The 14,379-nt window shown below is 35.6% G+C and carries 14 protein-coding genes; 8 read left to right on the top strand and 6 right to left on the bottom strand.

The window, feature by feature from the left end:
* Positions 1 to 153: 153 nt before the first annotated feature.
* Positions 154 to 3,609, bottom strand: coding sequence for a carbamoyl-phosphate synthase large subunit (carB, locus tag OM961_RS01540; RefSeq protein ID WP_264339218.1), 3,456 nt, complete (start codon positions 3,607 to 3,609; stop codon positions 154 to 156).
* 138 nt (positions 3,610 to 3,747) lie between these two features.
* Between carB and OM961_RS01535 the strand changes: the two genes are divergently transcribed.
* Entirely contained in the window at positions 3,748 to 3,909 is a 162-nt protein-coding gene (locus OM961_RS01535) for a hypothetical protein (RefSeq protein WP_238514577.1), read from the top strand.
* Positions 3,910 to 4,389: 480 nt separating this feature from the next.
* On the opposite strand, the gene OM961_RS01530 is transcribed toward OM961_RS01535, so the two are convergent.
* Positions 4,390 to 5,145: an SDR family oxidoreductase gene (locus OM961_RS01530; RefSeq protein ID WP_012673418.1), complete on the bottom strand. Its 756-nt coding sequence runs from the start codon at positions 5,143 to 5,145 to the stop codon at positions 4,390 to 4,392.
* The gene (locus tag OM961_RS01525) at positions 5,132 to 5,947 is read right to left on the bottom strand and encodes a YihY/virulence factor BrkB family protein (protein WP_155969484.1); all 816 of its coding nucleotides are present in this window, start codon (positions 5,945 to 5,947) and stop codon (positions 5,132 to 5,134) included. The genes OM961_RS01530 and OM961_RS01525 overlap by 14 nt, the downstream gene beginning before the upstream one ends.
* Positions 5,948 to 6,083: 136 nt before the next feature.
* On the opposite strand from OM961_RS01525, the gene OM961_RS01520 reads away from it, so the two are divergent.
* The 3 genes from OM961_RS01520 to OM961_RS01510 all read left to right on the top strand — a co-directional run bounded on the left by OM961_RS01520 (position 6,084) and on the right by OM961_RS01510 (position 7,345).
* A complete protein-coding gene (locus tag OM961_RS01520) occupies positions 6,084 to 6,410 on the top strand; it encodes a TrbC/VirB2 family protein (protein WP_264339217.1) in 327 nt (108 codons plus the stop codon).
* 17 nt (positions 6,411 to 6,427) lie between these two features.
* Positions 6,428 to 6,784: a TrbC/VirB2 family protein gene (locus OM961_RS01515; RefSeq protein ID WP_250295293.1), complete on the top strand. Its 357-nt coding sequence runs from the start codon at positions 6,428 to 6,430 to the stop codon at positions 6,782 to 6,784.
* Between the two features lie 216 nt (positions 6,785 to 7,000).
* The gene (locus tag OM961_RS01510) at positions 7,001 to 7,345 is read left to right on the top strand and encodes a TrbC/VirB2 family protein (protein WP_264339216.1); all 345 of its coding nucleotides are present in this window, start codon (positions 7,001 to 7,003) and stop codon (positions 7,343 to 7,345) included.
* A 666-nt stretch (positions 7,346 to 8,011) separates the two neighbouring features.
* On the opposite strand, the gene recF is transcribed toward OM961_RS01510, so the two are convergent.
* From recF to OM961_RS01495, 3 genes are all read right to left on the bottom strand, one after another.
* Positions 8,012 to 9,109 carry a DNA replication/repair protein RecF gene (gene recF, locus OM961_RS01505; RefSeq protein ID WP_182309709.1) on the bottom strand — a complete coding sequence of 366 codons (1,098 nt, stop codon included), beginning with the start codon at positions 9,107 to 9,109 and terminating at the stop codon, positions 8,012 to 8,014.
* Positions 9,110 to 9,125: 16 nt separating this feature from the next.
* Positions 9,126 to 9,593, bottom strand: coding sequence for a thioredoxin-dependent thiol peroxidase (bcp, locus tag OM961_RS01500; RefSeq protein ID WP_264339215.1), 468 nt, complete (start codon positions 9,591 to 9,593; stop codon positions 9,126 to 9,128).
* Between the two features lie 189 nt (positions 9,594 to 9,782).
* Entirely contained in the window at positions 9,783 to 11,210 is a 1,428-nt protein-coding gene (locus tag OM961_RS01495) for a sensor histidine kinase (RefSeq protein ID WP_264339214.1), read from the bottom strand.
* A 66-nt stretch (positions 11,211 to 11,276) separates the two neighbouring features.
* Between OM961_RS01495 and OM961_RS01490 the strand changes: the two genes are divergently transcribed.
* The 4 genes from OM961_RS01490 to OM961_RS01475 all read left to right on the top strand — a co-directional run bounded on the left by OM961_RS01490 (position 11,277) and on the right by OM961_RS01475 (position 14,307).
* On the top strand, positions 11,277 to 12,452 hold the full coding sequence (locus tag OM961_RS01490; RefSeq protein WP_264339213.1) for an aspartate aminotransferase family protein: 1,176 nt from the start codon (positions 11,277 to 11,279) through the stop codon (positions 12,450 to 12,452).
* 15 nt (positions 12,453 to 12,467) lie between these two features.
* Positions 12,468 to 12,974, top strand: a complete 507-nt coding sequence (gene rimM, locus OM961_RS01485) for a ribosome maturation factor RimM (RefSeq protein WP_182309759.1) — start codon at positions 12,468 to 12,470, stop codon at positions 12,972 to 12,974.
* A gap of 62 nt (positions 12,975 to 13,036) precedes the next feature.
* A complete protein-coding gene (efp, locus tag OM961_RS01480) occupies positions 13,037 to 13,603 on the top strand; it encodes an elongation factor P (RefSeq protein ID WP_012673415.1) in 567 nt (188 codons plus the stop codon).
* Between the two features lie 8 nt (positions 13,604 to 13,611).
* Positions 13,612 to 14,307 carry an inositol monophosphatase family protein gene (locus OM961_RS01475; protein ID WP_012673414.1) on the top strand — a complete coding sequence of 232 codons (696 nt, stop codon included), beginning with the start codon at positions 13,612 to 13,614 and terminating at the stop codon, positions 14,305 to 14,307.
* The last annotated feature ends 72 nt before the right edge of the window (positions 14,308 to 14,379 follow it).

Raw genomic sequence — 14,379 nt, 5'->3', positions numbered from 1 at the left:
GTCCTCTAGGTAAGATTGTGGAGTATTCGTTGCAGCATTTGGCTGTTCAATTACGCTAGTTGATTCTTTAGGTATACTATTTCCTTCAAAATTTCCATCTTTTTATTATGTTCTCTTTAGCATTTTGAGAGTGAATTATTCTAGTTTTGATATTTAACCGTTTTGTATCTGCTGTAATGATTTCACTTCCAATTTGCTATTCTTTACATATTGAATTGCAAGCACTAACGCTTTACTCCCAGAAGCTGTGGTACTGTAAGCTATATTTTGCAAAATAGCAGTTCTCCTGATATCTTTGCTATCTGAAACTGATTTCACACCTTTTGAGGTATTGATCACTAGATTTATTTTTCCATCTTTGAGCATATCAACTATGTGGGGTCTGCCTTCTCTCACTTTATTTACAGTTTGTGCAGCAATGCCATTATTATTCAGATAAGAAGCTGTACCTTTGGTTGCATATATTTCAAAACTCAGTTCTTTCAACATTCGTACAACAGGCAATATATACTCTTTATCATCATCTTTTACTGAAACCAGAGCTGTTCCTTCTGTTGGTAACTTGTATCCTGCAGCCATGTGCGTTTTTGCAAGTGCAGCTTCAAATGATGAGTCAATTCCCATCACTTCTCCTGTTGATTTCATTTCAGGACCAAGTAGAGTATCAATTCCCGAAAAACGCGTGAATGGAAAAACAGCAGCTTTAACTGCAAAATGATTGAAAGGCTTGTTTTCCTGATTCAATTTTTTACCCAAAATAACCTGAGTGGCAAGCTTTGCAATAGGAATATTGATTACCTTGGAAATAAAAGGAACGGTTCGACTAGCCCTTAAATTCACTTCAAGTATGTATACATCACTAGACCTCTTGCATAACTCGATTTCTGAAGGCAATTTTGTCGTCAAAGCTTGTCTGCGCTCCTCAAATACATTCGAGTATTCTGTGGTGCTCATCTGCACTTTTCCTAAAGATTTCTCATCACAAACAGGTTCTGCAAGAGGTCTATTCTCTTGAACAGCAAACTGAATGTTTATCAGACCTTTCACTTTTAATGCTAATGCTATTCTCTCAGTTTGGAGCTCGATCTCTTTTATTACTTCGTCACTCAATGTATTTGTCGGTATTGAGCATGTTGAATCACCAGAGTGGATACCAGCTTCTTCAATATGCTCCATGACCGCTGCAATGAAAACTTTTTCCCCATCACATACAGCATCAACGTCAACCTCAACTGCATTGACTAAAAATTTATCAAGAAGCAGCGAACCATGCTCAAAGATTTTAGTTTGATCTAAGACGTACTCTTTAAAGCTCTGAGTATCGTGTCTAATCGACATAGACTGACCGCCGAGGACATATGATGGCCTGACTACTAGTGGAAACCCCACCTTTTCTGCGTTGGTTAACGCTTCTTCTACTGAATGGCAGATAGAACTTTCAGGTTGTTTTAAATTAAGTTGCAAAGCAAGGTTTTTAAATCTCATGCGATCTTCTGCAAGGTCAATAGAATCAAACGAAGTTCCCAGAATTTTGAAACCTCTCTCGTTAAGCACTTTGGCTAACTTTAAAGGTGTTTGACCACCTATTTGAACTATCACACCAACCAGTGTGCCATTTTCTTGCTCTTTACTTAGTATTTCAAGCACATCCTCTGCAATCAGTGGGGCGAAATATAAACGATCAGCGGTATCGTAGTCAGTTGAAACAGTTTCTGGATTACAGTTGATCATTATTGTTTCATACCCCATTTCTTTGGCGGCAGAAGCTGCATGTACGCATGCATAATCAAACTCAATACCTTGACCAATGCGGTTTGGACCACTTCCTAAAATGACAACCTTTTCTCGGTCAGAAATATTCGCCTCACATTCCGTTTTATTTTCAACATCACCCTCATAGCAGCCATACATATAAGCAGTGCTTGATTCAAATTCAGCTGCACAGGTGTCTACGCGTTTATAAACTTGTTTAATGCCAAATTTTTTTCTTATTTCTTCGATTTGTTTTACTCGATCTCCAGCGTGTAACGCTGGCTGGATCCCAGTGTCACGCACTGGGATGACATTAGAGGGTACTGGAATGACAGAGGTAGGTCTATTACTTAACTTTGCTAATCTTGCATCTGAAAATCCCATTTTTTTCAGCTCTAACATTTCGTACGCAGTTCCAGGAAATCCATTTTCCTTGATTTTTTGTTCAGTTAATATAATTTGCTGTATATTTTGCAGAAACCATAAGTCATATCCTGTAATCGAATTTATTTCTTCTATGCTAATTCCGTGGCGCATTGCGTCAGCAGCAATCAGTAATCTGTTTGGTAGCAATTTTGCTAATTGAGATTTTACGTGATCAATATCAATGTTCTCAGGAAACACTTCATCAAGTCCTGTAAGATCAGTTTCAAGTGAACGAAAAGCTTTCTGCAGTGACTCATTAAAAGTGCGGCCTATAGACATTACTTCTCCCACTGATTTCATGGAGGTTGATAGTTCACAATTCGTTCCTTTAAATTTCTCAAACTCAAATCGAGGAATTTTAGTGACGATATAATCAATCACTGGTTCGAATGCTGCTGGTATTATTGGAGCACAGTCGTTACGTATTTCGTCGAGCGAATAGCCAATAGCAAGTTTAGTTACAACTTTTGCAATAGGATAGCCTGTTGCTTTCGAAGCAAGTGCAGAAGAGCGAGAAACCCTTGGATTCATCTCAATCACAACGAGGCTTCCATCTTCTTTAGGATTCACTGCAAATTGAACATTTGCACCACCGGCACTAACATCAATTTCTCTCAGCACCGCTATAGATGCATTTCTCATCTGTTGGTATTCTACGTCACGCAGAGTCAAAGCAGGAGCAACAGTTATGCTATCCCCAGTGTGCACTCCCATCGGATCAACATTTTCTATCGAACAGACTATTATGCAGTTATCTTTACAATCGCGGATAACTTCCATTTCATATTCTTTCCAGCCAATAATTGATTCATCTATCTGAACTTCATTTATTGGCGAAATTTTGAGAGCACTTTCTGCGATATTGAAAAACTCCTCTTTATTATATGCTATACCACTACCTGCGCCACCAAGAGTGAATGATGAACGGATGATTGCTGGTAATCCAACGTAGTCCAAAGCCTTTTTTATTTGTTCTTGATTTTTTATAATGATACTTTTGGGGTATTTCAGTCCTATTCTATCCATGGACTGGCGGAATAACTCTCTATCCTCTGCTTTTTTTATTGCTTCTCTATTTACCCCTATTAATTCTACGTTGTATTTGTCTAACACTCCATCATCTGCAAGTTTTATTGCACAATTGAGCGCTGTTTGCCCGCCCATTGTTGGCAATATTGCGTCTGGCCTCTCCTTAATTATAATTTTCTCTATGATTTCAGGCAGTACCGGCTCAATATACGTCGCATCAGAAAACTCAGGATCTGTCATTATAGTTGCGGGGTTGGAGTTAACCAAAATGACTTTATAACCTTCGCTTTTTAATACTTTACAGCTTTGCGTTCCGGAATAATCAAACTCGCATGCCTGACCTATAACTATTGGGCCTGCTCCTATTACTAATATAGATTCTATATCTGTGCGTTTCGGCATAATTACAATAACGGTCTCTATTCAAGTAATGTTACCAATCTTTCCTGTATATGTGAATTTTTATTAAACCTATTAGCTAATTACTTTTAGGCTTGACGCATAACTGTACGAACATTGCAATTTGCGTGGCAGATTCCAGTGCTTGACACACAGCTGTACAAACATTCATTTTTGAAGGTAAATTGCACAGCAAATGATGTCATTCAAGTAGCTGACACTGGTTCCTTTATGACGGCAGTGCCCAGAGGTGTCATCCCAGTCTGGGATGGCTTTGTTGCATCGCTACTTATGAAAGGCTAACTATAATTAGGATTATAAGCAACTTATTGAAAATCTTGTTTTTTTTGCAATCAATCTGATCAAATTTAAGAATAGTAACTTGTTATTTATATTAATAAATTTAATTCTATTGAAAATAGCTAAAGCATTGAAATTCTTGAATTTTAGCCGGATTAGTGAGTGGTAGTGAAATTTCTTTTACTCAAATTTAGGTATTCACTGACCGTTCTTGTTATAAATACCAGAATAATAAGCTACTGATATTCTCCACCTTTTTTATCTTTAATCCATCATAGCTAGCGATGCAACAAAGCCATCTGGGATCCAGAAAACTTAACTTTAAATAAGTGGCTGCATAATAAAGACTAGATTCCAGTGTCAAGCACTGGAATGACACCATAGAGGCACTGGGATGACATCCTTCCTAGTGGAGATTACTCTCAAATCACAATGTTCATACAGTTGTGGGCTTAACGGTATCTTTGCAGATACTATGGTAATTTATTCGGGAGATTTGCTGAGCGGTAAGATTTTTCCTGATATGCTGCAGTCTTCAGAAGCTAATTCCACAAATTTATCTGTCAGTTTATCAGGTGACACCAATTCAGATCCAGGAAATGCCTGCTCACTACCCACAGGTCCTTCCGTGTATACAGCATTTACACATAATTTTGTATGTTTTGTCTCAGATGCATATATCTGCACCATTATTTCTAGTGCAACTTTACTTGCAGCATACGGCATCCAATATGGATAAGAGGAAGGAGAAAGTGTCACTTCTGAGGTCATGAATATCGCTCTTCCAGCATTAGACTTTTTTAGCATTGGATCTAAGTTTTTTAGTAAGTACCAATTGGCAGTAAAATTTGTATTCATTACGTTCTGTAGCTCTTCAATCTCACAGTCATGAATGGGGTTCAGTTTGCCTAAAATTCCAGCACACGCAACTAATATATCAAGTGCTCCAGATTCTGATAATTTCAGGCTTTCTATCATGTTTGTCAGTATCTTTACATTCTCAAAGTCTAAAAGATCAAGCTGAATTAGTTTCACAGAGCCTTCTTTAAATTCTTCAAGCTCTTCAATTTCATTATATAGTGGCTTGAGATTATCAAGAGATCTTGAAATCAGAATCACACATGCACCTTCTCTTATAAACCTTTTTGCAACAGCAGAGCCTACTCCACCTGAAGCTCCGGTGATTAAAGCTACTTTACCTTCTAACTTACCCATTTCTTTCTCCTTAGCGAGATCCATTGAAATATTTTAGCTGAAAATTGAATTTTGCTCCATATATAAAAATCAAACTTAGCATATAAAAAAATAGTAATGACACTACCACACCACCTAAACTTCCATATATCAAATCCAGTTGGTCAAAGGAAGCTTTTAAATATTGCTTAAAAGCTGAAGCAGAAATCGTCCAAAGAATAACAGCTACACAAGATCCAGGAAATACGTCTGATAAATTTTGTTTTATGTTTGGTAACATAAAATATAGCCAAGAGACTACTGTGAAAAGTACAAATTCAATAAGTAAATACCTAGTATAACTTAGCCCCTGATAGGAAAAATCAATTAGCATTGGTACTAGTGTAGAAAACACTATAGTTAGAGTTATAATAAGCGTGATTACTAAAAATTGTAATATACTTAGTACTCTTCTTAATATATAAGGCGGCGAAACCGGAACTTTATAGGCCTTATTGAGTATTGTTCTAAGCCCTTCAATTGTCGATGAAGCGGTCCAAACAGCACCTACAATTGCTAAAGTTAGTAAGCTTTGCGGCGGGCCTGATATTATCTCCCTAATACGCGGCATCAAAGATGATAAAATATCCTGTGGCATGTTATCAATGATAAATACCCAGCCAATGTTGTACTGGTCTAAAAAATTTGCGAATGTTGACGCCACAGCCATTAAAACGATGAGAAAAGGAAATATTGATAACAGAATTAAAAATGATAAATACCCTGCATGCTCCACTCCATCATTATAAATTGTGTCAATCAAAGCACGATAAAGACAATAAACGATGCTGTAAAATTTCTGTAGCACTGTAATATAAACGAACCAAGAAAAGTATTCTAAATGAAATAAAGGATACTTTTAAGCAAAAAAATCCTCACCATTTACTTAAATTTAATCAAAATGGTAGATAATCCAGCATTAAATAGAAATTATCGGAGGCATAATGAAAAATTTTCTTCTACTTGTGGCATTAATTCTCTCCTTTGCATTTGATGCAAATGCTCCTCCTACTACTTTTGTTGATACAAATGATACAACATCATCGGTGATATGCAAGATAATAGGCTATACTCACGGCATAGGTGGCCCAATGATCACAATAGTGATAATTGGTGCAGCGTTGCTTGCAATATTCGGCAGAATGCCGTGGCCAGCGCTTTTTGCACTCGGTGCATTTACTGCTGTGTTTTTTGGCGCTCCTGTAGTCGTTTCAAAAATAACACCAGGAGGTGTGATTTGTAAAGACGGTGCAGTAGCGAAGAATCCATAGAAATTATAGGAGGCATAATGAAAAATTTTCTTCTACTAGTGGCGTTAATTCTCTTCTTTGCATTTGATAATGTTTTTGCTAGCAGTGTTACTGATGACGCAACGTCAAACACAATATGCAAAATAGTAGGCTATACTCACGGCATAGGTGGACCGATGATCACAATAGTAATAATTGGTGCAGCATTGCTTGCAATATTTGGCAGAATGCCGTGGCCAGCGCTTTTTGCACTCGGTGCATTTACTGCTGTGTTTTTTGGTGCACCTGTAGTTGTTTCAAAAATAGTACCAGGCGGTGTGATTTGTAAAAATGGTGCAACTGCTTGCCCTGATGGTACCAACTGGGATACAAGTACAGGAGCGTGTAAAAAATAGGCGCTGCAGATTTAGAAAAGCATTAGCTAAACGGTGCTTCTTAAAGGAGCACCATTATTCCACAATTGTATAAATGTTGTCCAAGTGAATAACACTGAGATCCGGGAATTTTTATAAACTGATAGGATGACAAATTTACTAGAACCCTCACCATTTACTTAAATTTAATCAAAGCGATAGATAATCAAACATGAAACAGAAATTATAGGAGGCGTAATGAAAAATTTTCTTCTACTTGTGGCGTTAATTCTCTCCTTTGCGTTTGATGCAAATGCTAATACTAGTGGTGGCACCACCAACACCGTTTTTGTTGATGAAAGTGATACAACATCATCAGTGATATGCAAGATAATAGGCTATACTCACGGCATAGGTGGGCCAATGATCACAATAGTGATAATTGGTGCAGCGTTGCTTGCAATATTCGGTAGAATGCCGTGGCCAGCGCTTTTTGCACTCGGTGCATTTACTGCTGTGTTTTTTGGCGCTCCTGTAGTCGTTTCAAAAATAACACCAGGAGGTGTGATTTGTGAAGACGGTGCAGTAAAGAATCATCCATAGAAATTATTGGAGGCATAAACGTAGTTTTCTTTACTTGAAAGTGGTCAAGCTGACCACTTTCAGTGTCTATGAATACCTAATAAATTCTCTTTCTGTAATCATATCAGTTAAAGTCTGGATTCCAGCGCCACGCGCTAGAATGACAAGGCTTATCGTCATGTCACCGCGAACCGTCATACCGCGATTCATTCGCGGTATCTCAGCCGCTAACAAGTAGCGGAATAACGGTTGTCGTTTAGCTATGAATATTAAGAAATTTACCAAATGAAAAAAAAGGCAAAAGAAGCCCTGGTCATTGTCTATTTTCAGTATTGGCGTTTTTTAAGTCTTAAACACTGCAATTTAGCTGCTTTTGAATGCAACTCACCTTAGTTTGAATGTTTAAGAAATTTACTAAGCAGAAAAAAAGGCAAAAGAAACCCCGTGTTAGCTAGTTGTCACTCTCTAATCCTGCAAAATCGGCGTACTATACTGTCTTAAACGACTTATAAGCGCGTTTCAGCTTATATAGGTAAAAACCCAGAAATGTTGTGAAGACATAAGGTGCACATAGTGTAAAAAATTAAAAATAAGACGCCAACTACGTTGTTTTCTTGCTGTTTAATCTGCACAGATGAAGATAACTGAATACCTTCAGTATCATGATAAGGGGGCTGGCGAGGTTTGTCAAGGAAGTTTTGCATTTAATTCATTTGATAATTCAAAAAACTTGAAAGAATAAAGATAGTTATTAAAATTATCTTGATTTACATCAGTTATCCAAGTTTGACATTGAATACTTAACATTTCCTCTATTAACGCCTTTCTGTAATGTTTATCCAGATGAGACATTATATCGTCAAGCAGAAGAAGTGGTGCCTTATTGTAATGAATACACCTTGCTTTTACACTGGATAAAATAATAGAAAGCAGTAATAACTTTTGTTCTCCAGTGGAGCACAGATTTATTGGTACGTTTCTTTTTTGACAAAAAACCCGAAAATTATCGTTATGCACACCAAAGGTTACTCTACCAGTCAATGAATCTTTTTCTCTGTTTTCCTTTAGACGATTCTGAAAATATTCTGCAGTATCGTCCAAAGTTAGCTGGCTGCTGAATTTCAAACTTGCCTTCGGAAAAAACTCACTGGAATGGTTATCAATTGTGTCTTGTAGTGTCTTTAAAACAGACGATCGCATACGTAAAATACTAACTGCATTAACGGCCATTATGTTTTCAAGACTAGAGAGCCAATTTTCGTCCAAGGTGTTCTCTCTCAACAGTTTACTTCGCTCACGTTTAGCTTTTCTGTGTTTCATGTAGCAGCAAGTGTAATTTTCCTCAAACAGTGAGACTATACGGTCTAAAAATTTTAATCTGTCACTTGGAGAATTAAGAAGAACATAGTCCATTTGTGGAATCAGCCATATTACATTGGATATCTTATACAGAGATGAATAACTTGATTGCGTTTTTCCATCAATTTGTATTAGTTTCTTATCAAAACTCTTTGCGATACCAATTGAATTAAAATCCATTCCATTAAAAAAATCATAGTGCACTGCCCAATCTTCATTACTGAATCTATTTTGTATCTCACTGGCTTTTGCTTTTTTCATTCCATTGCTTTTAGCAAGCAACGAGATTGCTTCAAGTATATTAGTTTTACCAATACCGTTTTTGCCAGTTATTACAACTGAGCTATCATCTGAATCCAGTTCAAAGTTTGAGTGGCTACGAAAATTATGTAATTTCAGCTTTTTTATGTAGCAATGGGTAGCCATTAACCTATTCTTTAGTTTATATTCTCTTTACTTCTTCCAGAACCTCATCAACATGTCCACTAACTTTTACATTTTTCCAGATCTTCACTATTTTACCTTTTTTATCTATTAAAAAAGTAGTGCGTTCTATTCCCATATACTTTTTGCCAAACATACTTTTCTCTACCCAAACACCATATTTTCCCAACATTTCAGCATTCTCATCAGAAACTAAAGAAAACGGCAGAGAATATTTTGCTTTGAAGTTAGTGTGACATCTAACACTATCTTTTGATACACCAATTATCACTGTGTCAAGGAAAGAAAAATCATCTATTTTATCTCTAAAGCCTTTTGCCTCCATTGTACAACCCGGAGTATCGTCTTTAGGATAAAAATAAAGAACTACATTTTTTTTATCAAAAAATTCACTCAGTGATAAATTTTCACCAGAATCTGTTAGTAAGCTAAAATCGGGTGCATTATTTCCTACTGCTAATTCCATACCTTGCTCCATTAATAACACTTCTATCTATAGTAGTATATTGTAGTCAGAGTATCAAATTTTATATATAGCTAACAGATAAGATTCTTGATGGGGGCTTATTGATGAATTTCTGCCTACCTTCTCGGCTTGCCGCTTTTGATAAAGTGTGGTTTTCGTCTGATGTAAGGCCATATCAAATAGATCCTATTAAAAATCAATCGAATCTTCACATGTTTGTTCTTCATAAAAGAAGTTCAATGTTATCGTAGTACCAAGTTTTGCTTCACTTTTAATGTCAAAAGTTCCACCCATTAACTCTACTAATTTCTTGCTTAGCGGCAATCCGATGCCCGTACCTTCGTTTCTATACCCCGAATCTGCTTGGCCAAAAACAGACATAACTTTATATATGTCCTGCTGCATTATTCCTATTCCATTGTCATGAAACTCAATAGTTAATAAGTTTTTTTCTATATTTTCTTTTATCACCATTCTTATTAAACCATCTTTGGGAGTAAACTTGATTGAGTTTGATAATAAATTTATTATAACTTGTTTCATTCTCTTGGGATCTGCAATGACTAATAATTGTTTACTAGTCATCTCTTTTTTTAAATTAATCCCGGCTTCTTTTAATTTAGGTAATAGCATATTTACGCATGAATCCATTATTTTGTTCAGTTTAAACTTCACTTTTTCTACTGTTAAACTACTTGATTCAGCTTTAGAAAAATCGAGCACATCATTAATTAAGGTAAGTAAGTGTGTTCCTGCATTATATATATCGTCTGCATACTCCTTGTATTGAGAATTATCCATTGAACCTAAAGTTTTATTTTTGATCAACTCCGCAAATCCAATAATAGCATTAAGAGGTGTGCGTAATTCATGTGTAACGCTTGCAAAAAACTTTAGCTTGTTTGCATTTTCTTGCTCTAATGTCTCTTTTATCTGCTGTAATTCAATGTTAGTTTTATGTTGCTTGGCTAGCATTTGGGTATTAGAAAAGTGCAAATAGAACATTATTAATATTAAGATTATTAATAATAGGCCCAAAAATGTTAAAAACAGGCCATATGCTATAACATAAGAATTATTGTAGTTTCGAAGAATCTTCAAAAAAAACGACGGTTTAACGCTATTTTCATGGAATATAGGGAAAATAGAAGTTAATGTATTTCCTGTAGTATAAAATATTTCTTGGTTACTTAATAGTTTATCAATTTCATCGTTTGTAAGTAACTGTTCATAATCATAATCTTGAGTGTTAAAATTACTGAATATTATTCTGCCGTTTTGATCATACAGTATTAAGCTGAAATCCTTTACTTTGCTCACTGATTGTAATAATTCAGCACGTAGTTTTACTAGTTGGTTTATGTAGTCAAAATTTTTGTATTTAATGTGATGCTTTTCTATTAGTAAATAATGGTATTTTTTTATTATGCCATTTTCCAGTACGCTTTTTAAGTTTACACTTGAATCACGGTAAGAAGAAAGGAAATTACTCCTTAGTAAATAATTACAATATATCACACTGAATAAAATCATAAAAATTGATGAGAATAATGCGATAACTTTTGTGTATTTGTTTTTCCCCAGTGCAGAAAACATTAATTTACCTATCTTATACATATCCTTACTCATTGCGAAACAACGGCTTTTATGTTATTAATAATAAAATTTAGCATATAATATTTTATGACAATTTCTCCTATTTTGCCAGTTTATTCTCCTGTTAATATAAATTTTTCTCATGGCAAAGGTATCTACCTATATGATGTTGATGGTGAGCGCTACGTAGATTTTCACTCCGGAATAGCCGTTAGTAGCTTAGGTCACACCAATTCAAGATTAATTAGTGCTCTTAAATTGCAAGGAGAAAAATTATGGCATATATCAAATACCTATAATATACCTGCTGCCAATAATTTTGCAGAAAAATTAATAAACAATAGTTTCGCTGACACTGTATTTTTCTCAAATTCTGGATCAGAGGCAGTAGAATGTGGACTTAAGATTGCTAGGATCTATCAAAATGGAAAAGGCAATAAAAATCGTCACAGAATTTTAACATTTCATGGTGCATTTCATGGAAGAACCTTTTTAACTTGTGCTACAAACGATAAACAGAAATTTTCTGAATTACTAAATCCCTACATTGATTGGTGTGATAACATCGAGCCCAATATTGAGAGCGTAAAGAAAGCAATTTCAAGTGGTATAGGCGTTATATTAATAGAACCAATACAAGGGCAAGGTGGTATCAAAGTAATGAATGAAGTCTTTATGAAAGAACTAAGAAGGCTGTGTGATGAAAATGACATATTGTTATTTTTTGATTGCGTACAATGCGGTGCTGGTAGGACAGGAAAATTATTCGCATACGAACATATAGGAGTGGAACCTGATATATGTGCTCTTGCAAAGGGAATAGGCGGGGGGTTTCCGCTGGGGGCTTGTCTTGCAACTGAAAAGGCTGCTAAATATATGGCAGTTGGTATGCACGGTTCCACTTTTGGTGGCAATCCGCTTGCAACCTCAGTAGGTAATGCTGTGCTCGAAGAATTGCTCAGCCCCGGCTTTTTGAAAAATGTTGAAATTAGAGGTAAATACTTAAAAAATAAACTAGAAAACTTAGCAAGTAAATTTTCAATAATAGAAGAAGTGAGAGGGAAAGGGTTAATGCTTGGAATAAAAGTGAAAGCAGACAATCAAAAGTTTGCAGAAGAGTTAAGTCATCGTGGTTTACTCACTGTTGGAGTAACATCAGATAACGTTGTGAGAATTTTACCTCCACTAATTATCACTGAAAAAGAGATTGATGAAGGAATTGAGATTCTGGCTCAATATTTATCTGAGAAATCTTCTGATTAGATGCTTGATATTAATATGAACGACAATCTGGTATGCTTAGGAATTATTACCTCTCCTCACGGAATTAAAGGAGCTGTTAAATTAAAAACTTTTACCGAAAAACCTGAAAATATATCCTTATATGGTGAGCTAATAAATGGTGATGAGAATTATAAAATAGACTCAGTATCTGTCATAGGTGATAATTTAGTAATAGCTACAATGAGCGGAGTAAATTCCCGTAATGAAGCAGAGCTTTTAAGGAATAAGAAGCTATATATAGAAAGAAGCAAGTTACCAGAGCTAAATGATGAGGATGAATTTTATCAAAGTGACCTTGTAGATATGGAAGTAAGGCTGAAAAGTAATGAATTATATGGCTATGTAAAATCTGTGTATAATTTCGGCTCAGGGGATATATTAGAAATTTTAGTTATCAGCACAAAAAAACGTATTATGCTATCTTTCACTAAAGAGATATTTTCACATATAAATATAAAGGGGAAGTATATAGTATTAAATATGCCAGAATTTATTGACTAATAAAGACTTTGATATTTATATAAAGCTATTTATAATTGTAAGATCAAACTGAAAATGTAATTATGGCAGAAAGAGCTAACGATATCAGACCAGGTCAGGTGTTGGAACATAACGGCGGATTATTTTTGGTTGTAGGTATTATGCATACTCAACCTGGTAAAGGTGGTGCATACATACAAGCTGAAATGAAAAATATCAAGACCGGAGCAAAACACTATGAAAGATTTCGCTCTGATGCAACAATCAGAAGGGCAATTTTAGATGAAGAGGAGTATGTTTACCTTTTCACTGAAGGAAACATTGTAAATCTTATGCATCCAAGTAATTACGAGCAAATCACTATAAATTTGGATTTATTGGGAGAAAAAAAGATTTATCTACAGGATAACATGAAAATTAAAGTTGTAGCTTATCAAGACAAAATAATTTCTGCGCATGTGCCTGATTATGTTACACTTGCTGTGAAAGAAACAGAGTCTGTTATTAAAGGACAAACTGCTACTGCTTCTTATAAGCCTGCAATTTTGGAAAACGGAATGCGCGTTAACGTGCCTCAGTTTATAAAAGAAGAGGATAAAATTGTAGTATATACTCCAGATGACAGCTATTATGAAAGAGTGAAAGAGTAAAAAGAAGAATGTCCATCTCATCACCACGAATTAATGTGATGCTTGATTCTGTGCGTAGTGCTTCCAGGCAGCTTATGCGCGATTTTAATGAATTACAAATCTCTAATGTTAAATCAGCAGACTTTATCAATAAAACTTATTCAAAATCCAAGCAAACCATATACGATTGCTTGCACGATTACAAACGAGACTATGATTTTATTTTTGAAGATGATACTGATCAAGAAGTAAAAGATGACACTTATACCTGGTTTATTATGCCTATAGAGGGCAGGGAGAATTTTTCTAGTTGCATGGTTTATTTTGCAGTATCAGTCTGTCTCATTCATAAAAATAAAGTTGTGGCAGCTGTAATTGATGCTCCGGCTCTTAGAGAAACTTTTTGGGCAGAAGAAAAGAAAGGTGCTTTTCTTGAGGATTTTAGATCTCGTCATATAAAAATGCGGGTGAAAAGCCGTGAAGGGGGTCTAATAGATGTAAGTGGTAATTTGTTAAATAAATTGCTGCCTGGCAATAGTAGTGTACGCTCCATCGGTTCAACAATTTTAGGCTTTGCATACCTTGCGGCAGGAAGGCACAGAGGAACAGTTTATTCTGGAGTTAACAAATATAAAACCTTGCTCGGTAGACTTTTTCTGCAAGAAAGCGGTGGAAGGCTAACAGAAGACAACGGATTGATTATTGCTGGAGATATAAAACTATAGCTAAAGTAATTTATGTTTACCTACAATTTGATAAGCGTAAAACTCGTCATTCCGCTACTTGTTAGCGGAATC

It is taken from the genome of Wolbachia endosymbiont (group A) of Cydia splendana, from assembly GCF_947179475.1.
In the GTDB taxonomy this organism is placed as follows: Bacteria; Pseudomonadota; Alphaproteobacteria; order Rickettsiales; family Anaplasmataceae; genus Wolbachia; species Wolbachia pipientis.
The sequence above is the reverse complement of the archived record's forward strand: the minus strand, read 5'-3'. Positions and strand labels throughout refer to the sequence as shown.

What these genes read in the sequence shown, in the direction of transcription:
- rimM (WP_182309759.1), top strand. Translation starts at nt 12,468, where the DNA reads ATGAACGACAATCTGGTATGCTTAGGAATTATTACCTCTCCTCACGGA.
- OM961_RS01475 (WP_012673414.1), top strand. Translation starts at nt 13,612, where the DNA reads ATGTCCATCTCATCACCACGAATTAATGTGATGCTTGATTCTGTGCGT.
- OM961_RS01495 (WP_264339214.1), bottom strand. Translation starts at nt 11,210, where the DNA reads ATGTATAAGATAGGTAAATTAATGTTTTCTGCACTGGGGAAAAACAAA.
- efp (WP_012673415.1), top strand. Translation starts at nt 13,037, where the DNA reads ATGGCAGAAAGAGCTAACGATATCAGACCAGGTCAGGTGTTGGAACAT.
- OM961_RS01515 (WP_250295293.1), top strand. Translation starts at nt 6,428, where the DNA reads ATGAAAAATTTTCTTCTACTAGTGGCGTTAATTCTCTTCTTTGCATTT.
- OM961_RS01520 (WP_264339217.1), top strand. Translation starts at nt 6,084, where the DNA reads ATGAAAAATTTTCTTCTACTTGTGGCATTAATTCTCTCCTTTGCATTT.
- bcp (WP_264339215.1), bottom strand. Translation starts at nt 9,593, where the DNA reads ATGGAATTAGCAGTAGGAAATAATGCACCCGATTTTAGCTTACTAACA.
- carB (WP_264339218.1), bottom strand. Translation starts at nt 3,609, where the DNA reads ATGCCGAAACGCACAGATATAGAATCTATATTAGTAATAGGAGCAGGC.
- OM961_RS01530 (WP_012673418.1), bottom strand. Translation starts at nt 5,145, where the DNA reads ATGGATCTCGCTAAGGAGAAAGAAATGGGTAAGTTAGAAGGTAAAGTA.
- OM961_RS01490 (WP_264339213.1), top strand. Translation starts at nt 11,277, where the DNA reads ATGACAATTTCTCCTATTTTGCCAGTTTATTCTCCTGTTAATATAAAT.
- OM961_RS01510 (WP_264339216.1), top strand. Translation starts at nt 7,001, where the DNA reads ATGAAAAATTTTCTTCTACTTGTGGCGTTAATTCTCTCCTTTGCGTTT.
- recF (WP_182309709.1), bottom strand. Translation starts at nt 9,109, where the DNA reads ATGGCTACCCATTGCTACATAAAAAAGCTGAAATTACATAATTTTCGT.